Origin of the sequence: Streptomyces marianii (assembly GCF_005795905.1) — a bacterium.
Lineage (GTDB): Bacteria > Actinomycetota > Actinomycetes > Streptomycetales > Streptomycetaceae > Streptomyces > Streptomyces marianii.
The window spans coordinates 6,153,082-6,171,837 of record NZ_VAWE01000001.1 but is presented as its reverse complement, the minus strand read 5'-3'; the positions used below and the strand labels follow the sequence as shown (position 1 = coordinate 6,171,837).

Below are 18,756 nucleotides of genomic sequence, written 5' to 3'. Positions count from 1 at the left end.
CGGTCGGCCAGAGAACAGGCGCCGCACCTCTTCGAGACGCACGCTTGATCATCGATCCATTCAGTCGCCGGAAAGAGAGACACGCTGACCGTCACTTGTGACGACGGACCGTCATGTACTTAGGCAAGGCACGCGCCTGTAGGGCCGAGCGGCGAGTGCTGCTGCGTCTTTATCCCCTGTGGCACGACCTCACTGAGACCGTCGCCTCGGTGCGCCTCGATCCCCCGCGCGGCCTGGCCACCGAACGCCTAGATCCCCGCAACATTCACGGTCGCCTGTACCGCCGCACCATCGAGATCCGCGATGCCGCACTCGCGCTCAGCGACTACGCGCCCGCCGGCCTTCGCGAGCGAGCCAGGCAGCACGTCGAGACGCGCGGACTCTTCGGCTCCCAGGCACTCGTCACCGCTGAGGCCTGCTGGATTGCCGCCGCCCGCCGGTCCAAGCTGCGTGGCGACACCCCTACCAACAAGGAACACCAACCAGCTGGAGGCGGCCGGGATCTGCACAGCGAGATCACCGCGCTCACCCAACTGTCCGACGCCTACTACTCCGACCTGACCCGCGAATTCGCGGACGCCTGCGACCGTCCGCTGGAGACCCAGCCATGAGCACCTTCACCCCGCCCGAAACGCCCTCCTATACCGAAGCCAACCCCAGGGTGAAGGCCGCCAAGCTGATCACGGACGTGCTGGCACCGGGCAACCTCGTCATCGCGCTGCTGCTCCTCAACGGATGGCACAGCACGAGCACCTTCGCCGGCATCGGCTGGGGACTGTTCGCCGCGTTCTTCTGCGGCATCATCCCCATCACGATCATCCAGCTCGGCGTCCGCCGCGGAAAGCTCACCGACAAGCACGTCCGTATCCGTAAGCAGCGCATAGCCCCGCTTGCCGCCGCCCTCGTCTCGGTCGTCACCGGGCGCCCCCTCTGGCATCACCAGCCGGCGGCTGCGAGCTACGGTCGCCAGCACCAGGGCGATTTCGGTCAGTGCGAAGTGTTTGCCGATACAGATCCGGTGGCCGCTGCCGAACGGGATGTAGGCGTGCTTGGGGCGGTCGACGACCCGGTCCGGCCTGAAACGCTCCGGATCGAAGCGCTCGGGGTCCTCCCAGAAGTCCGGGTGCCGGTGCAGGAAGTAGCTGTTGATCAGGATGTTGGTGTCGGCCGGCACGCGGTAGCCGTCGATCACGTCCTCCTCCCGCGCGCGCCTCATGAACTGGTATGCCGGGGAGTAGATGCGCAGTGCCTCATCGACGATCATGCGGGTGTACGTCAGCTTGGGCAGGTCCTCGAAGGTCGGCACTGCACGGTCGCCGAGCACCGCGTCCACCTCGTTGTGCAGTCTGGTCTCCACCTCCGGGTGTCGAGCCAGCAGGTAAAAGATCCAGGAGAGCGTGTTGGTAGTGGTCTCGTAAGCCCCGATGCAGATGTTGAGCACTTCGTGGTGGAGTTGCTCGAGGTCCATCCCCGTGCCGTCCTCCTCGTCCACGGCGTGGAGGAGGAGAGTGAGCAGGTCGGTTTCGTCGCCTGGTGCGACGCCATGGGCCAGCCGCTCATTGATGAAGCCGGAGACGAACTCGTCCATGACGTTGATCGCCCGGCGCAGCCGCTGGTGGCTGGGGGTGAGCACGCTCAGCGGCGGGAACGGGAAGCGGAAGAAGGCCCCGAGGACGGTATTGGCTACTTGGAAGGCCCTTTCGAACTCTTGGGCCACCTCACCGACCTCGGCGCTGAACAGCGACCGGTTGACGATCCGCAGGGCGAGCTGACCGATCTCGTCGGTGATGTCCAGGGTGGGGTCGGTCTCGGGGCGGGCCTCCCAGCGCTCCAGCATCAGCACGGCCTCGTCCGTCATGTTGCGGGCGAAGTTGCTGACCGTGCGTGGGGTGAAGTGCGGTGCCATCATCCGCCGCTGGCGGCGCCAGCGCACCATGTCGGGGTTGGCGATCAGTCCGTTGCGCAGCACCGGGCGGACCACCCGGAAGATCACGGCGTCCTTGTCGTACTGCTCGCCCTTGTCGATCAGGATGTGCCGGATGTACTCCGGGTGGTTGACCATCACGATGGGGATGCCGAACGGGCGGAACCGGAAGATGTCGCCGTGGCGCTCGATGCCGCTCTGAAGAAAGGAGAGTTGGTCGCGCCGGAATGCCAGGGTGCCCCCGATCCCGTCCCTGGTCCGGATGGTGGGGATCTTCTTGGGGCGGCTGCGCCGCTGGTCGCGGGCAGGCCTGCGCTGTGCGGTGGGCATGGGGGTGTCTACCTCCTCATTCGCCAATACGGTGGGGACCGACCGGGGAGGCGCCTCGACTGCTCCCGGTCGGGGAGCGCGCGCCTGCGGGCCCGGCCCGACCCCCTGTCTGTCAGCGGCGCTGGACCGCAGGTGCATGCCGCCCTTTGGCTGCAGGGTGATCAGAAGAGCGAAGCCCGCTGGTGGCTGTCCTTCGAGCAGTACGGCTCCGAAGGTGTGCGCGAGCATCGAGGTGATCAGATGCAGTTCGGTGAGGGTGAAGTGTTTGCCGGTGCAGTAGCGCGGCCCCGCTGCCGAAGGGTTGGTAGACGCTGCGGGGGCGCTTTGCGAGGCCGCTCAGGTCTCGGAAGCACCTGGCGGGTCCCAGGCGGCGATCTCACGGAGGGCGGTCAGGTGGCGGCTGAGGGCTGTACGGCCCTTGCCGGTGAGGGACAGCCAGGTACGGGAGCGCTTGCCGACGAAGGCCTTGCGGACCCTCACGTACTCGGCTTGCTCCAGCAAGGAGATCTGCTTGGACAGGGCCGAGTCCGTGATCTCGATGGTCTCGCGGAGGGTCCTGAAGTCGGCCTCGTCGACCGCGGCAAGCGCGGCCACGATGGAAAAGCGCACTGGCGCGTGGATGATGCTGTCGAGTGACTTGCGCGGATGCGTCACAACGTACCCTCAGTGGAGCTACTGGCCTTGCGGTCCAGTATGCCGACCAGGAAGAACGGCGCGGCGCAGAGGATCGCCGCCGGCACCCACCACAGTGGATTGCCGGAAAACGCCTCCATGTGCGCCGAGGACATCCGGGCCCTGCTCAGGGCGGACACCGACAACGCGCCCACCGACGACGGCTCGGCGCTGCTCCAGATGTACGCGTGTCTGCCCGAGGTCGACGGTCGGGAGTACGACCGGGCCTCGGCCGCGCGCCGCGCCGGAGGTCCCGAATGGCGCGCCGTTCGTGAGCAGTTGGTCGAGCTGATGCTCTCGCTGTTCGCCCACTGGCCGAAGTAAGCAAGGAGTTTATCGTGCAGACGAATACCGCGACCTCCCGCCAGCCGATCGGCGGCGCCGAGTCCTACTTCATCAGGAGCGGCTACCGCAGCCGGGACAAGGTGGAGTACTTCCTCGACAAGACGGACGACACCGTCACCTGGCAGCCCGACGTCTACCCGTACACCGCGGCGCGGGCCAAGGAACTCGGCCGCGACGTCGTGATCGACATCGGCTGCGGACGGGCGGGCAAACTGGCATCGCTGGCCGACGAGTATCCGGCCTGGTCATACATCGGCGTGGACTTCGGGGACAACCTCGTGTGATGCCGCGACAACCACCCCTTCGGCGAGTGGATCGAGATCGATCTCGAATCGGCCGAGCGGCTGCCCATCGCGCCCGCCCTCGTGCGCCGGTCCATCGTCGTGTGCTCTGACGTGATCGAGCACCTGGTGAATCCGATGCCGGCCCTGTCCCTCATCCGCGGCCTTCTCCTGGAAGGCAGCGCCGCTGCTGTACTGTCCACGCCGGCCCGCGAGTGCCGCAGCGGTTACGACGCTCCCGGCCCGCCCCGCAACCCCAGCCACGTCCGGGAATGGGCGAGCGACGAGTTCCAGGCACTGCTGCAGGCATCCGGATTCGAGATCCACTACGCCGGGCTCACCCGGAGCGACGACTCCTCCAACGGCTTGTCCACCCAACTGCTCCTCGTCGGCCTGGGAGAGGCGGAGGGGGCACGGCGGTGACAGCACTTCCCCGGCCCGAGGGCCTGCGTGTCGTTCATCTCCCGGCTCGAACCCCGTACGCGTGGAAACTGCAGGGCCGCGACTTCCACATCCTGAACGGGACCGAAATCCCCAGCGGCGACACGGTGCCGGCGGCGGTCAACGCCGCCTGGCTCCTCGACCACGGCCCTCTCACATGGCTCGACGTCCTGCACCTGCACCACATCGACTTCGAGGACCTTGCCGCGCTGGAGCGCCTGCTCGATGCGTGCCTGAGCTACGGAGTCAACGTGGTCTTTACTGCCCACGACACTCGGCCCATGGTCGGAAAGGCCGACGACTTCACCGCGCGGCTGCAGATGCTCCACTCGGCCGAGGTCAGATGGGTCTGTCTCACTGAAGGCTCTGTCACCCAGCTGGCCGAGATCCTCGGCGAGCGCCCCGATGCGGCGGTCATTCCCCACGGATGCGTCGCGGCCCCGGAGACGCTGGCCGACCTGGAGCGCGAGTCCAGCAGCCAGGCCGGCCGGTACCTCATGTTCGGCGCCTCTCGGGCCAGCCGGGACCAGCTGTCCACCATGGCCAACTGGAGCCTGGGCATCACAGACCCCCACAGCACCCTCCACGTCCTTCTGCGCGCCTTCAGTCCTGCCGACTTCGCTGACGGCGGCCGCGCTCCTCTGCTCTTGGAGACGGCCCGGCTCGACCCCCGCATCCGCCTGACCATGCGCCCGTACCCGACCGACGAGGAAGTGATCAGAGCCGGGCTGGCTTCGGACGCGCTGCTGCTCCCCTACCTCTGGGGCAGCCACTCCGGCCAGCTTGAGCTGGCCTTCGACCTGAACATGCTTCCAGTCTGCTCACTCACGGGGCATCTACCTGAGCAGTACGAAAAGCACAAAGGGCTCGTCGAGGAACCCGAATGGTTCGACTGATCGCAGGGACATCCCAACCTCTTCGGGGAGAAATTCCTGGCCGCGCTGGAGAGGGCGGCGGCACGGATCGATTCCAGTCCCCGCCGTCTGGACCGTGAGTTCCTCGACTACAGGTCTCAGGAACACCAGGTGATCCTGGAGCAGTACGCCCACGTGTACGGAGGTGACCGGTGAACGGACCGCCACGTATTTCGTGCGTGATCCTGTGCCACAACTACGGCCGCTATCTCGACCAGGCCATCACCAGCTGCCTGGAACAGGAACCCGGAAACTTCGTCCTTCACGAAGTAATCGTCATCGACGACGGTTCCAGCGACGAAACCGAAGAGGTGTGCCTGCGGCACAAGGGCAACGGCAAGGTCAAGGTCATTCGGAGAAACCAGCAGGGTTTCGGACAGACCCTGACCGACGCCTTTCTCGTCAGCACCGGAGACTGGGTGGCCCCGCTCGACGCCGACGACTGGTTCCACCCGTCGAAGCTGCGTACATGCTCCGAGGCGATGACGGGTGGGACGCTGTTCATCGAGCACTGGGAGCACGTGGTCGACTCCGACGGGAATCCGATGCTGCACGAACCGCACCCGGGCGGAAACACAAGCACACTGGTCGTCCACCGGGAGGCCGCACTCAGCCTCCTTCCGGCGAGCAACGAGATCTTCTTCCACGCGTTGCGTGAGGCCGGCAGAGGCACTGCCCTCCAGGACCCGTTGACCTTTTACAGGGTCCACCCCCGCAGCATGACCGACCGAAGCACACCCGGTGTCTCACAGGACTATCGGGCTGACGTGTGCATCGCGCTCTCGGGCCGTCTCCGTGCAATGCACGGGAATCCTCCCGCGTGGGCGACCACCCAACAGCTCAAGAGAATCTCCTGGCATTTCCGCACGCTCGCTTTCAGCCACGAAGTGGAATCCGCCATGCAGAGGGGAAACCGTCTGCCCGCGATGCTCCTGATTCCAGGAATGCTCATGGGCACGCTCCGCGCACATGACCCGATAACACCATGGCTCCGGTCCCTCTCCAGCACGATCACGGGACGGCCGCTGGTGCAGCTGACGACGGGCCGGCGACAGCAGGCTCACTCATGATCAATCCGACGATGCGCCGAGGGCGGCGATGATAAAGTCGCGGCTTCCAATCCCATACTGGCCAGGCCAGTTGTCCGACGCAGGAGCGTATAGGCGCCATGAGCCGTTTGAGTGAGTCCGTCACCCGTGTCATGCACATCCTCGATGGAGCGGACCTGGGCGCGGACTATACGGTCGCGCAGCTGCTCGGCGAGACAACAGCACGGCGGTCTCTGGACCTCTCCGACCTCTCCCCTAAGGAGCAGGCGGCCCTGGTCGAGGGGCGCGCGAATCACCTGATCCCCTCGGCAGGGGTGCTCGCCGAGAAGATCGAAGCAGCGCAGGCTGCGGGACGCCCGTTCGTCGTCAAGTACGGCATCGACCCCACCTCGCCCGATGTCCACCTTGGCCACGCGGTGCCGATCATCATCGCCAGCCGGTTCCAACGGATGGGCCACCACGTCGTCTTCATCATCGGCGACGTCACAGCCAAGATCGGCGACCCGTCGGGACGCTCCTCCGAGCGACCGCCCCTCACCGACGAGGACATCGCCCGCAACCTGAGCGGCTACCAGCAGCAGGTCACCCCGTTCATCGACTTCGAGCGTGCCGATCTCCGCTTCAACGGCGAGTGGCTGAACAAGATCACCCTGCCGGAACTCGTCGGGGTCCTCGCCCGGGTGCCGGTCTCCATGTCGCTCCAGCGCGAGGACTTCCGCACCCGGCTCGCCGAGGGCCACGGTCTGTCCGTCGCCGAGTTCGTCTACTCCGTCGTCATGGCCTGGGACTCAGTGGCCATCGACGCCGACGTCGAACTCGGCGGCGTGGACCAGCTGCTGAACCTCCAGATGTGCCGCAAGGTCATGGAGATCTCGGACCAGAACCCCGAGGTCGTCATCACCACCCCGCTCATCGAGGGCACCGACGGCACGGGCACCAAGATGAGTAAGAGCAAGGGCAACTACGTGGGCCTGTCGGCGTCACCGGACGAGGTCTACGGTCGGCTGATGTCCATCCCGGATCACCTGACCGAGCCGTATCTTCAGCTGCTCACCGAGTGGACGGACGACGAGATCCGCGTGATCACCAAGCGCCTGGAGGAGGGAACCGCGCACCCGATGGCGATCAAGCGCATCCTCGCCGGCGAAGTGGTGGCCGCCCTCCACGGCTTGGACGCTGCTGCAGCCGCCCGCGCGGAATTCACTGCCCGCTTCTCCAAGCGCTCGTTCGGGGACACCCAGAATCTCCCCGTCGTCTCCTTGAAGGACCACGCCGAGGAGACGCTCGGGGCGCTGATCAGCCGCACGCTGGACTTCGCTCCCAGCATCTCCGCCGTGCGCCGCGTGGCCCAGCAGAACGGTCTCCGTCTGATCCGCGAATCAGACGGAGACCAGCAGACCACGCAGCTCACGGAGGCTTCCGTACAGCAGTCGCTCGGCGCAGTCGTGAGCGAGGTCGGGACACTCGACGGTTCCGAGCTGTACCTCAAGGTGGGCCGCAAGGTCGCCCGCATTAACCTCTGAGATCGGTCTCGCCAGGACGGTGCTCCAAGTCGGCTATCCGGACCCGCCCGTTCGCCGACTGCGGGCAGCGCGATACTCCCGTGCCAGAACCCGAAGCGCCGCGCCGGCGGGGATCCCAGACGGCGCGGACAGCAGGGCTGACCCCTTCTTCTCGACGTCGCGCAGCCGAAGCTCTTGCAGGGTGACGAGGGCACGGATGAGCTGCTTGCCTTGTGGTTCGACGAGGTCGACAAGTTCCCACGATCTCTTCAGCCCGCGACGGACCAGAGCAGCCTGCTGCTTCACGAGTTTGCCGACCACGTCGGCATTGTCGCCCTTGTGCAGGTCGCTCCGCGAGATGCCGTGCTGGTCGAGGGCGCATTGGGGGATCCCGAGTCGTCCGTTGCCGAGGTCCTCGGCGATATCCGCTAGGAAGTCCAGACGCTGGCTCGCTTCGACGAAGGTTCGGCAGCGATCGGAGTAGGTATCTGCTTCGGACGGGCGGGATAGCAGGCATGCGATGAGCATGAAGGCGGGATGCGAGTATGCGTTGATGTAGTCCTGGAAGTCGGCCTCGGTTGCGAATCCTTCCCAGGCCACTTCCGCCGGTGCGCCGGCGAGGAAGCCTTCGATGTGCGCACGCAGTTGGGGGTGCCGTGTGAAGGTGTGGAGCAGAGTGCGCAAGACGGGCTGATCCGCTGTACCGCTCGCCAGGGCTTTCCGTACGTATCCGTCCCAGTCAGCGAGCGCGGTGAGGCGTTCCTCAATGGGGCCGTGGTCAATGAGGTTGTCGCTGTGGTGCATGAACGCCGTGGCGGCGATGACATCGGGGACGAGTTGCGCGGGCAAAAGCAAACGGACGGCGACGTACTCAGCTCTCGCGTAGCGGGCGACCAGCCGACGCTGCTCAGTGTAGTCGCTGCGCAGCTGGGGGTTGGTGATACCTGATTGATAGAGAGTTCGAATCCAGGTGGGCATGTCGCTGGCGGTTCCTCTCCACGGTGGGCTACGTGGCGCTGGCTGGCGGATTTCGTCGCAGGCCTGTCAGTACGTGGGCTGCCCGAAGAAGCAGGGCGGGCCTGGTGAGCGTGCGCGGGTGGGCGCGCATGTGCACCACGTTCATGAACGCGGTGTTGACGAGCGGGTCGATGACGGATGCGGCTGTGAGCTTGTCGCCAACCCAACGGGTGAGACGGTAGCCGCGTGGATAGGGGCCTGTTACGTGGGGCTGGGCGAGGTCGGCGGTAGTCGCCAGCTGCCAGGCCGCGTTGACGATGGCGTCGGACCGGCGGAAGTAGCCCCAGGCGGCGGCGTGGGGGGACGCTCCTGCTCGAAGATGGGCGGACAGCGCGGAGGCCTGGAGGGTGGCGAGGGTGAGGCCCTGCCCGTAGATCGGGTTCACTGATGCGACGGAGTCGCCGACGGCTGCGAGGCCGCCTGGGAATCGGTCGAGTCGGGTGAAGTTCCGCCGCTGGCTCTCCCGGAAGTGGAAGGGTCGGACATCTCCGACCATCGGACAGTTGTTCGCCACTTCGCGCAAGGGCGCGACACACCGACGCATGCGGGCTCGGAAGCCGTCGGCGTCCCGCCCGGGGCGGTGGTGGCTGTAGCCGGCCAGTACCACGGCCCATCGGTTGTCCTCGACCGCAGTGAGCGCTCCCGGTTCGCAGAGGGTGGGCTGGTAGTCACTGAACGGACCGGGAGCCGAGTGGGCGATGACGGTGTCGGGCAGTTCGTCGCCGCGGTGGAAGGTGGCGGTGGCGTAGCCGAGGTCGATTCTCAGTCGACTCAGGGGGGCCGGGTCCCAGTCGGCCCGCTGCAGCCATGTGCCAAGTCGGCTGGAGCGGCCCATCGCGTCAACGACGAAGTCGGCGTCCAACTCGTCCTCATTCCCGGTCCCTGGAGAATCGTCTGCGGGGGAGAAGCGGACCCCGCACACGCGGCTGCCACTGAATATGAGGTCACGGGCCCGGCCCACCCTGAGGTGGACGTTCGGCAGCAACAAGGTACGCCGTCGAACATGGTTCTCAAGGAAGGGCCGTGTCGCGCCGATCATCTCCACTCCGGTAACCGAGGGTCTGAGGATTCCGTCCACGTAGAACTGAACTGCCTGCCCGGTGCCCAGGCGAGCGCCGTCGGCAACGAGTTCCCTCGTGAAGCCGGGAAACCAGCGATCCAGCTGTGTGCGCCCCATCGCCAGGAGCGCATGAAGCTGCTGGCGGTGTGGTGCGCCGCCTGCAATGCCTCCCTGTTGGAGGTTGTCGGGCTCGAGGATGACCACTTCATCAGTGTGATCGCTCAGGACACGTGCGGCCAGCAAGCCCGCAACACTCCCACCAAGGACGACCGCTCGTTGCACACAAACCCCCACCTGCGCCGATGCATTGTGTCCGGCGCGCGATGTGCACCGCGGACCTCGTCTCATAACCTGATGGCACCACGGGGACACTATCTTGCCCGCTGACTCTGGACGAGGTTCGGGCAGGCTTGGTCCACTTTTGGGCATCTGCTCTCGGAGCGAGGACACCTGGTCAGGGCCGTCCGGCCGCGGCCTCCGAGCGGCCGGCACGTACCTCGCGCAGGGCTGCGGCGATCAGGGGGTCGTTGAGCACCCCCGCCACGAGCAGCAGGCGATCGCGCTCATCGGCGGCCGGAGTGTCTTCGCCTGGGAGGGGCGCCGACGGCCCGCTAGGCTCCTGCGGCCGGCCGACGTGGTCGAGGAACGGATAACTCCGTCGGGCGGCATGGTGTCGCTCGGATGCATCAAGCAGTGCAGCGGCGGTTGCGACAGCCTGCAGTTCCCGGTCCGTTAGGCCTGCTTCGTTCGCCTGCTGTTGTGCGAGCCCTCGCTGATGCAGGGCGTACACCGCCTCCGCCGCCTCCGAAGTCACCCACGGTCGTAGCGCACGTATCCCGTCGAGGATTTCGATCACCCGCCGGTGGAGGTTGAAGGTCACGTTTGTCGCCAGGCGGTGGCTGCGGGCGCTGCTTGCACTGAAGGCGAGGTCCGGATCGACGCCCTCGACGACGAGGTTCCACAAGGGCTGCAAGGCCCTGATGTCGCGACGCTCGCGCAGCCAGGCGCTGATCGCGGCTCCGGTCAACCCGTAGTATGCGATCAGGGCGCCCACGACCCCGAAGGTAGATCCGAGAAGTCCGATTCCGTCCAGCGCGTGGCTGCCGGTCGCCGCCAGCGCAATGGCCGGCGCCGAGCACACGACATAGCCGAACACGAACAGCATCGCGATCCCGAAACTGCGCAAGGCGTGCTGCATGCGCGTGTCTCTGAGCTTCAGCCCTCGGCACTCACGCCAGGTGCTCAGGGTTGTGCAGGAGAGCGTGGAGAGGAAGATTGTCAGGAAGAGCAGGATGGCCGGATCGTGTGCGTAGTCCGTGTTGAACTTCAGCGGATCCGCCGGTTTGGTCAGTTCGGCGGTGGAGAACGTCACGACCATTAGGGCCGCGGCCACTACGTACGCCACCGTCCATGACGTTACTCTGCGCCTCGCCCCGCCGGCTGTCCGCTCTTCCCTCGGACTCCACAACAACGTGATGAGGTGGAGGTGGGCAAAGCAGGTCACGATGCCCACGTAGACGGGCAAGGTCGCAAAGCTGGGTCGGCCGAGCGCCTCCCCGATGGCCAGGTAGATCGATGGGGTTGCCATCGCATAAACGGCTGCCGCCACCAGAAAGTTCGTGGTAGTCAGGAAGAGGGTCGGCGTGGGGTCGCGCAGGCAAGCTGCGAGCTTCCAGATGGCAATGCCGAGGCTCGCAACCGACATGACCAGATAGACGACGTTAGAGGCGCCCTCAGACACCCGTCCTCCTGTGTGCGAGAACGGAGGTGACGAAGCCGTCGCTCTGGTCGCGCAGCCAAAGGTGCCGTTGGAGCATCACGGTTGCGAACGCCTCTGCTCGCTGCTCTTCAGGCCGGCCGTAGTGGGAGCGCGTCAGGACCTGCAGGACGGGGCCCGCCTTGAGGCCAGGCAGCAACTGTCGAACGGTTTCCTCGGTCATCGGCCGGTGCACAGCGTCATCCGACGGATGCTCCTCCCACAAATGGAACAGCTCGTGCAGGATTGCGTGCAGGCGGGTGAGCTCGCTCGCGTTCGCGTCGACGACAATGAAGTCCCGCTCCTTGCCCCGGGCACAGAAACCGGAAACCTCCGGCGGAAGCGGCACCTCGGACAGGGTGATGGGCTTGCCGCGCCGTTGGACCACCATGTCAACGAGTCCCTGCAGGCTCCGCACGCCCGAGAGCCCCAGATCGCGACGGATAAGTCGCGTGATGGACCACGTTGCGAAGGAAACGGCTGCCTGCTCTCTGACCGAAGCCCAGAGCGAAGTCGATCTGTGATGCCGACAGTCGGTCCCTGTCCGGTGGGGCTCGTGCCAGGAAGTGGCAACCCTGTCCTGGGACTTGCTGCTTGAGGTCTTATCCATGACTCAGCGATGACCTATCTCACCCTGTAGTGATGGCTACCAGTGTGTGGTCGTCAGGATCGCCAGTGATTCGCGCTGGCACTGCGCGCCATGAGTCCGATCTGTCCGCATGAATCTGCGCAAGCATGAGCCTGTATCCCCGTTAGTCGATATTGATTCTGCCTGCCGTCGCTGAGCTAGTCCCACTCGGGGTCGTTAGGGGCCTGGGGTCCTAGAGCCTGCTCGGAGGTCGCCGCAGATGGCGGCTTGATGTCCCAGTCCGGGTCCACTGCCGACGCGGTGCTCGCTGATGCCACCAGGAGGAAGGCGGCCAGTATTGCACCAAATCCCGCGGATGCCAGGTTTCTTCCTACGCGCCCCATGCGCCTCTCCTTTGTGAGCAGCTTCGGCATGTTCGGATCCAGGGTGGATGCGTGCTAGTCGCGTTACTGCGGAGGTGAGTCTCCACCTGAAGGCTGGGCGATCTTATAGTCGGGATCAAGCAAGGAGTGCTGCCGGATGCGGCAGCGCCGGAAGCGGCAGGACATGAAGAGGGGCAGAGTGGACAAAGACCGTGGGAAGTCCATCCGGCGGGGGCTGTCAGCGAAGGCCCTTGCGCTGTGCGCCGTCATGGAGCACAACCCGGCCGCCATGATCGATGAGTCGGAGCACGAGGAGGAGCTTGCGGAGCTTCTGGCCCTCGGACTGGTGGTGAAGAACCCATACGAGGAAGGGAAGTGGTTCCTCTACGACGCGAGAACCGTCTGGCGGAACCAGCTCACTCTGGGGCTGGCCAGGATCAGGTCCGCCGTTGACGACATCCAGAGCCTCCCTCAGCTCCTTGAGAAGCTCCCCAAGCCAGTGGACACCGGTGACGCCGGCGTTCGAGTCTTCACAGAGAAGGAGGGGATCGCCCAGGCTCTGGAGAGAGCAACTGCAGGGGCGTCCAAGTACATCTGGACCGCTCAGCCGCTGGAGCGCAAGGTCCCGGTAATGGAAGCACGCATCCCTCTTGATGTCGCGAACCTCGAGAGAGGCATTGCCCTACGCACGATCTACATGGAGAGCGCGCGCAACAGGCCGCATCAGGCAGCATGGGCCGCTGCAGTCACCGAGGCCGGAGGCGAGGTCCGTACGCTGTCACGACCGTTCCTTCGCATGGTCATCATCGACGGCACGTTCGTGCTGCTGTCCAACTATCTGGACCGTGCGCCGAGTGGCGAGCCGAGCCGCCACGCCGCAGTCCTCGTCACCCATTCCGAGATGACCGCGTTCCTGCTCGAGGTCTATCGCATGCAGTGGCGCGAGGCCGAGCCGTGGCTGAGCGGGCATGACCGCAAGCTCCCTGAGACCGCGATCACGCAGCGTCAGCGCGAGATCATGAAGGGGCTGGAAGCCAACATGACCCACGCGGCAATTGCTCGACAGCTCGATCTCGGCGAGCGCACCGTCCGAGATGAGATCAAGTATCTCCGCGACCTCTACGGCGTCAAAGGAGAGTTCGCCCTCGGCAGGGCCTTCGAGCGCCACGAGGCCGCTCGCCGGCAGAGAAGGTAAGCGTGACTCCCCAGATCCATCAGCGATCGCCGGGCCTGTTTCTCAGTAGGGTCGGGGACTGACGCGGTGGCTTCCGCTCCGTTCCCAGTCCGACCCCTGCTCAAGGGCGCGTACCTGACTCGTTAGGTCGATGAGCTCCTGCTCCTCGGGGATCCGACTGCGCCTTGGGTGCCGAGAGGGCCTCAGCGATCGCGTCCTGCAGTGCCCGGCCGAGCTTGTCGTCCTGCGTGGCGATGCTGCTCCGCATCGCCCACCGGCTCACGCCGGCGCCACGGAGCAGACTCAAGGTGATCAGGCTCTGCTCGATCGGCTTGAGCGCCCTGGCCAGGACACGCCGGCCGCTGAGCGTCAGGAATCTCGGCTCAACCCTGAAGAAGTCCTCCAGCGCCCCAGCCACAGGAACACCCGGATTCCGCGTCCCGCTGAAGAGAGCGCTGATGAGCGCTTTACTGACGTGGGCCCGCTCGGCAAGCTGATCGTACGTGTACCGCTCGCCGTCGTCCCGGCGGCGCGTCTCACGCAGGAAGGCCAGGCGATCCGGCAGCGAGGCGTCGAGTTCCTTCGGATCGAGTTTGTCGCCGCGGAGTACGGCCTTCACCTTGTCCTGTGCGATGCCCGTCGCGTAGGTGACCGCGTCGATGTCGAGGTCGTCGTGCGCCATGCCGACCTGCGGGAGCAGGTCGCCGATAGCCGAGACCACCGCCTCAAGGTCATCCTCAGGCAACGCGTCAACGGCATCCATGCGGCCGGTCTCCAAAGGTGAGAGCGGAAGGTGTGGTGTGAAGGTTAGCGGCCCCTCACGTCGCGAGTCACGGGCGGCTTCGGGCCGGGTACCCCCGACCACTAGTTCACAATTGTTGACACCGCCTTGTGTGTGCAGGAAGATCGAGGGGCACGCCAAGCCTCGCGGGGATCTTGTCGCGCTCACCTGCAATGCCCGGAAATGGCGACCAAGCGCACTGCGCGGGGCTGTGCGTGATGTGCGACCGGTGAGGCGCAGCGGGTCCGACCAGCCGGGGGGATGTGTACACGCGACCTGATCGAGATCACAACACCGTATGCGTCGTCTGTGGCGACCGTGGGGACCTTGCCTCCATCTGCGGATTTCACGGCCCCCTCGCGAACGGGGTCGTCACCCCGTCGCCGTGACCTGGCCGTCCGGGGCGGCCCAGCACCGGGACCAGGCCGGTCACAGCCAGAACACCCCACCTGGGACGAGCGGTTACGGGACTACTCAGAGGCAGAAGAACCACAACCGGCTGTGACGGGGCAACTCCCGGCCTCGGATGCCTGCTCGATCGCGATACGACATTGTTCCTTCGCATTTCACGAGGGGGAAGCGTTCATGGAAGATCGTCCGAGAAGAACGACATGTCGACCAGCCGGCCGTCGTGACACCACACCAGATCTCGCCGGGATCTCCTTTCTGCATACAGGCGCGACCGGCTATCCGGGAGCCCCCCACCTGGTGGAACAGCACTCCGCCACAGTGGCATCGGTAAGCCTGGGATCCGCCCCGGACACGCTGCAGCGATCCCAACGGCGCCTGCCACACTGTGGCCTGACAGACCTGCCCCGATATCTGACCCCCATCGTCGAAGCCCTCCTGTCCGGGCAGACGGATGAAACGGCCAGCCGCAAGCTCGGCATCTCGCCGCGTACGTACAGCCGTCGCGTCGCGGAACTGCTCGAGCACCTGGATGTGACCACCAGGTTTCAGGGCGGAGCGGAACTGGTGCGCCGCTGCCAACCAAGTTGTCATCACAGAGAAGTGACCGTCCCTCAGCCTAGACGGACCAACTAGGGCGCACGACATACACTGACGTCACGGCCGCAGGTACGCCAGAATTTCGCCCTCAGACGAAGGAAGATTGACTGTGGATTTCAGCCTACTCTATTTCGTCAATCGAGAGACGGTAGACGCCTCGCGGGAATATGAGCTCCTGTTCGAGACCGCAAAATTCGCCGACCAACATGATTTCACGGCGGTCTGGCTGCCTGAGCGACACTTCCACCCGTTTGGTGGTGCCTATCCGAATCCCGCGCTCGCCGCCGCGGCACTCGCCGCGAGGACACGCAAGGTACGGCTGAGGGCCGGCAGCGTCGTCATGCCGTTGCATGACCCATTGTCAGTGGTCGAAGACTGGTCCTTCGTGGACAATATTTCCCACGGACGGGTCGACATGGCACTGGCTGTCGGATGGAATCCCAATGACTTCACACTGGCTCCCGAGCGTTATGACGTACGAAGAGAGTACACTTTTGAGGCGATAGGCGAGATAAGAGATCTATGGGCAGGAAAGAAGGTACGGCGGCGCAACGGACACGGGAAGGAGGTGGACATATCTACGTACCCCCGGCCCGTCCAGCCCGAACCCCGCCTCTGGTTCACCTGCTCCTCGAACCCGGAGTCGTTTAAGGAGGCAGGCGCCCGGGGACTCAGCGTCCTCACCGCCCTCCTTTTCCAGAGCACGGACGAACTGGCCGCGAGCATCAAGAACTACCGGGCCTCCCGCGAGCGGAGCGGCCATGATCCTGCCACCGGCACGGTCACGCTCATGCTGCACACATTCGTCGGGGAAGACGACGCCGCCGTCAAGGAATTGGTGCGGCAGCCCTTCACAGACTATCTCCTCTCTTCCATCGACCTGTGGAAGGCGCAGTGGAGCGACCTCAACAGGAGCCACCCGCGGCGTCTGGCCAAGCTGGCCTTCGAACGTTACTTTCACCGCGCCGCACTGTTCGGGTCCGTCGAACGGTGCACGGCGTTCGCGCGTGATCTCCGGGCTGCCGGGGTGGACGAGATCGCCTCCTTGGTGGATTTTGGGGTCGCAGACTCCGATGTCCTCTCCATGCTTCCTCGTCTCGATGAGGTACGGCGCAATCTGCGGACGCACCCGGCCGCTACCGCAGTCTGAGCGGGGTCGCGAGCCGAGCAGTCGGCGGACGCGGGGGCGACTCTCGGTTCGCCGCCGCCCGCCGACCGCTACGCTGCTCGGGTCCCTGGCGAACTACCGGTCACAGACGGTCCAGCACCTCGGAAGAGGCGGCGAGGTCACGGTACTGTCCCTGGGCGAAGCGGAGCTCATTATGACGGCCGCGCTGCACGATGCGCCCACCGTCGAGGACGACGATCTCGTCCGCATCCACCGCCGCCGCCAAGCGGTGAGTGATCACGATCAGGGTGCAGCCCAGCTCGCGGATGCTCGCGATGACCCGCTCCTCAGTCAACCGGTCCAGCGCACTTGTCGCCTCGTCGAGGATGAGGACCCTGGGGCGGCGGATCAGCGCACGTGCCAGGGAGACACGCTGCCTCTGACCGCCGGACAACCCCGCCCCTCCCGAGCCCAACAGCGTCTCGTAAGCCATCGGCATTTTCATGATGTCGTCATGAATGTGCGCCACACTCGCCGCCCACTCCAAATCGGCTTCTGTGGCATCAGGCGCCCCCATCGTAATGTTCTGACGTATCGACCCGGCGAAGACCCGTGCATCCTGGTTGACGAAAGATATGGACCGCCTGAGGGAGGCCCGATCGATATCGGCAAAGGAATCCGCGCCGATGAGAATTCGGCCGTCATTCGGCACGTACAATCCGGACAGAATCATGGCCAACGTCGATTTGCCGCATCCGGAAGCCCCGAGGACGGCCACGAAACTACGAGCCGTCACGACGAGATCTACGTCCGACACGGCCGCATCTGTCGCACCCGGGTAGACGAAGCCCACTCCTTCGAGTCTCAGATCGGCCTGATCCGAGAAGGAAGCGGAGCCCGCCGAGCCGAGCTGATCGGGCTCTGCGTCGAAGATGTCGCCCAGGCGGGTCAAGGGAGCCTTGACGCCGGCGACTTGAAGCCCTGACAGCACCAGATTCGTCAGCGGCATGAAGACCCCGATGGAAAGGGACGTGAATGCCGTCATCGCCCCCAGCGTGAGATCGCCGTTCGCCACCTTGGCGGCGCCGATGGCCAGCACACACAGAGGTGCCGTGAACTGGGCCGCGAGAACGAAGGACGATATGAGGGTGAAGTGCCGGCGCCCCCTCGTCCGGGCGTTCAGCTCTTCCACCAGAGAGTTTGCCCACCGCTGCCCCATCACTTGGTCAAGGCCACCGCTCTTGACCGTTTCGATGCCCTCCAGCACCTCATTCAACTCACTGTCAGCCTCGGCCTGACACTCCAACGCGTCGGCGGAGAGATAGACCTGATGCCGCCATGCCATGGCCAGAACTCCCGTTTGTAGCACGACGAGACCCAGGACCCACAGGGCGGTGCCGAGATCCGCCACCATCAGCATGGCCAGATAGGAAAGAACCAGCACGCCGTCGAAGGCCGCGGAAACCATGCTGTTGGTCAGCACATGCCGCACGGCACTGCTCGTTCTCACTCGCAGGGCCAGATCTACCGGGGCACGCCTCGAGAAGAAGGCGTACGGAAGGGAGAGCAGTCTGTTGAAGATCCCGAGCGTCACCCGTTTCTCCGCGGCCGTCTGCAGTTCAAGGATCACGATTCCCCGGAAGAGTTGAAGCAGGAAGAAGGAGACCGCAGACACGGCCACGGCCCCGATGGCCTGGACGGGTCCCAGGCTCCCCCCGAGCCCGCGATTCTCAACGACATAAGCCGTGACCAGCGGTGCCACCAGGCCGAAGAGCAGGATGGCCAGCGACATCATGGTCAGGTAGATCCACTTCCTCGACCGCGGGAAGAAAAAGGCGAGATACCGCCAGGGGCTCCGAGGCCGGTAGTCAGTGCCCTTGCCGGCCTCGGAGGGGATTGGCGAGTCGAACTCAAGCGCTACGCCGGTAAAGAGTCGGCTGGCATCCTCCATGCGCAGTCGTCGGCGCCCATAGGCGGGATCGACGACGTAGACGTGGCTGCGCAAGGCACGTTCAAGGACAACGAAGTGGTTGAACTTCCAGAATAGGATACTCCCGGCCGGGAGACCTCCCAGGCCCGCTAGGGATGACCGGACTCCACGACCCGGTAGCCCGTAGCTCCGGGCCGTGGTCAGGAGAGTTCGGGCCGATACACCATCGCGGCCACAACCAGTGTCGAGACGCAGTTGTTCCAGACTGACATTGATACCGTGGTAGCGCAGCGTCATGAAGAGACTCGCAGGCCCGCAGTCGCTCACCTGCGACTGGAGTTGGACCGGCACGGCACGCCGCCTGCGGATACTCGGCACAACACGCATGCCGCGCCAGGAGGGCCGGCGGAAGCCGGCCCTCTCCACTGTCGTACCCCATTCCCGGTCAGTCGATCCGCTCTCGCGCGCGTGCTCCCGGAATCGGGGATCTCGCCCTTGGTTCGGATTCGCCGA

17 protein-coding genes are annotated in these 18,756 nt (G+C 65.3%); 9 read left to right on the top strand and 8 right to left on the bottom strand.

The window, feature by feature from the left end:
• Positions 1–113: 113 nt before the first annotated feature.
• The gene (locus tag FEF34_RS28090; RefSeq protein ID WP_138055646.1) at positions 114–611 is read left to right on the top strand and encodes an MAB_1171c family putative transporter; all 498 of its coding nucleotides are present in this window, start codon (positions 114–116) and stop codon (positions 609–611) included.
• Here the strand turns inward: FEF34_RS28090 and FEF34_RS28085 are convergent.
• Complete coding sequence (locus tag FEF34_RS28085; RefSeq protein WP_171053120.1) at positions 548–2,254, bottom strand: cytochrome P450; 1,707 nt, start codon at positions 2,252–2,254, stop codon at positions 548–550. The two genes, FEF34_RS28090 and FEF34_RS28085, sit on opposite strands and share 64 nt — an antisense overlap.
• A gap of 336 nt (positions 2,255–2,590) precedes the next feature.
• Positions 2,591–2,863 (bottom strand): winged helix-turn-helix domain-containing protein, encoded by a 273-nt coding sequence (locus FEF34_RS28080; protein ID WP_325063650.1) that lies wholly within the window; start codon positions 2,861–2,863, stop codon positions 2,591–2,593.
• 72 nt (positions 2,864–2,935) lie between these two features.
• On the opposite strand from FEF34_RS28080, the gene FEF34_RS28075 reads away from it, so the two are divergent.
• From FEF34_RS28075 to tyrS, 6 genes are all read left to right on the top strand, one after another.
• Complete coding sequence (locus tag FEF34_RS28075) at positions 2,936–3,250, top strand: hypothetical protein (protein ID WP_138055643.1); 315 nt, start codon at positions 2,936–2,938, stop codon at positions 3,248–3,250.
• Positions 3,251–3,264: 14 nt separating this feature from the next.
• A complete protein-coding gene (locus FEF34_RS42125; protein ID WP_199800701.1) occupies positions 3,265–3,555 on the top strand; it encodes a hypothetical protein in 291 nt (96 codons plus the stop codon).
• A gap of 111 nt (positions 3,556–3,666) precedes the next feature.
• Positions 3,667–3,975, top strand: coding sequence for a hypothetical protein (locus FEF34_RS42120; RefSeq protein WP_199800700.1), 309 nt, complete (start codon positions 3,667–3,669; stop codon positions 3,973–3,975).
• Positions 3,972–4,889 carry a hypothetical protein gene (locus FEF34_RS28065; RefSeq protein ID WP_199800699.1) on the top strand — a complete coding sequence of 306 codons (918 nt, stop codon included), beginning with the start codon at positions 3,972–3,974 and terminating at the stop codon, positions 4,887–4,889. Before FEF34_RS42120 ends, FEF34_RS28065 begins: the two co-directional genes overlap by 4 nt.
• Positions 4,890–5,059: 170 nt before the next feature.
• The gene (locus tag FEF34_RS28060; protein ID WP_138055642.1) at positions 5,060–5,977 is read left to right on the top strand and encodes a glycosyltransferase family 2 protein; all 918 of its coding nucleotides are present in this window, start codon (positions 5,060–5,062) and stop codon (positions 5,975–5,977) included.
• Between the two features lie 98 nt (positions 5,978–6,075).
• A complete protein-coding gene (gene tyrS, locus FEF34_RS28055; protein ID WP_138055641.1) occupies positions 6,076–7,479 on the top strand; it encodes a tyrosine--tRNA ligase in 1,404 nt (467 codons plus the stop codon).
• Between the two features lie 33 nt (positions 7,480–7,512).
• On the opposite strand, the gene FEF34_RS28050 is transcribed toward tyrS, so the two are convergent.
• From FEF34_RS28050 to FEF34_RS28035, 4 genes are all read right to left on the bottom strand, one after another.
• Positions 7,513–8,436, bottom strand: a complete 924-nt coding sequence (locus tag FEF34_RS28050; RefSeq protein WP_138055640.1) for a phytoene/squalene synthase family protein — start codon at positions 8,434–8,436, stop codon at positions 7,513–7,515.
• A 28-nt stretch (positions 8,437–8,464) separates the two neighbouring features.
• Positions 8,465–9,337, bottom strand: coding sequence for an NAD(P)/FAD-dependent oxidoreductase (locus FEF34_RS43255; protein WP_234042589.1), 873 nt, complete (start codon positions 9,335–9,337; stop codon positions 8,465–8,467).
• Positions 9,338–9,989: 652 nt separating this feature from the next.
• Positions 9,990–11,276 (bottom strand): MAB_1171c family putative transporter, encoded by a 1,287-nt coding sequence (locus tag FEF34_RS28040; RefSeq protein ID WP_138055637.1) that lies wholly within the window; start codon positions 11,274–11,276, stop codon positions 9,990–9,992.
• Positions 11,269–11,709, bottom strand: coding sequence for a hypothetical protein (locus FEF34_RS28035; RefSeq protein WP_138055635.1), 441 nt, complete (start codon positions 11,707–11,709; stop codon positions 11,269–11,271). The genes FEF34_RS28040 and FEF34_RS28035 overlap by 8 nt, the downstream gene beginning before the upstream one ends.
• A gap of 690 nt (positions 11,710–12,399) precedes the next feature.
• On the opposite strand from FEF34_RS28035, the gene FEF34_RS28030 reads away from it, so the two are divergent.
• Positions 12,400–13,437 (top strand): helix-turn-helix domain-containing protein, encoded by a 1,038-nt coding sequence (locus FEF34_RS28030; RefSeq protein ID WP_138055633.1) that lies wholly within the window; start codon positions 12,400–12,402, stop codon positions 13,435–13,437.
• A gap of 100 nt (positions 13,438–13,537) precedes the next feature.
• Here FEF34_RS28030 and FEF34_RS28025 read toward each other — a convergent pair whose 3' ends face one another.
• Entirely contained in the window at positions 13,538–14,179 is a 642-nt protein-coding gene (locus FEF34_RS28025) for a helix-turn-helix domain-containing protein (RefSeq protein ID WP_138055631.1), read from the bottom strand.
• A gap of 1,135 nt (positions 14,180–15,314) precedes the next feature.
• Here FEF34_RS28025 and FEF34_RS28015 point away from each other — a divergent pair.
• Positions 15,315–16,355 (top strand): MupA/Atu3671 family FMN-dependent luciferase-like monooxygenase, encoded by a 1,041-nt coding sequence (locus FEF34_RS28015; RefSeq protein ID WP_199800755.1) that lies wholly within the window; start codon positions 15,315–15,317, stop codon positions 16,353–16,355.
• 100 nt (positions 16,356–16,455) lie between these two features.
• On the opposite strand, the gene FEF34_RS28010 is transcribed toward FEF34_RS28015, so the two are convergent.
• Positions 16,456–18,630 carry a peptidase domain-containing ABC transporter gene (locus tag FEF34_RS28010; protein ID WP_138055628.1) on the bottom strand — a complete coding sequence of 725 codons (2,175 nt, stop codon included), beginning with the start codon at positions 18,628–18,630 and terminating at the stop codon, positions 16,456–16,458.
• Between the last annotated feature and the right edge of the window lie 126 nt (positions 18,631–18,756).

Excerpts from the sequence above, each read along its gene's own strand:
- FEF34_RS28025 (WP_138055631.1), bottom strand. The coding sequence starts at position 14,179 with ATGGATGCCGTTGACGCGTTGCCTGAGGATGACCTTGAGGCGGTGGTC.
- FEF34_RS28085 (WP_171053120.1), bottom strand. The coding sequence starts at position 2,254 with ATGCCCACCGCACAGCGCAGGCCTGCCCGCGACCAGCGGCGCAGCCGC.
- FEF34_RS28030 (WP_138055633.1), top strand. The coding sequence starts at position 12,400 with ATGCGGCAGCGCCGGAAGCGGCAGGACATGAAGAGGGGCAGAGTGGAC.
- FEF34_RS28010 (WP_138055628.1), bottom strand. The coding sequence starts at position 18,630 with ATGCGTGTTGTGCCGAGTATCCGCAGGCGGCGTGCCGTGCCGGTCCAA.
- FEF34_RS28050 (WP_138055640.1), bottom strand. The coding sequence starts at position 8,436 with ATGCCCACCTGGATTCGAACTCTCTATCAATCAGGTATCACCAACCCC.
- tyrS (WP_138055641.1), top strand. The coding sequence starts at position 6,076 with ATGAGCCGTTTGAGTGAGTCCGTCACCCGTGTCATGCACATCCTCGAT.
- FEF34_RS28090 (WP_138055646.1), top strand. The coding sequence starts at position 114 with ATGTACTTAGGCAAGGCACGCGCCTGTAGGGCCGAGCGGCGAGTGCTG.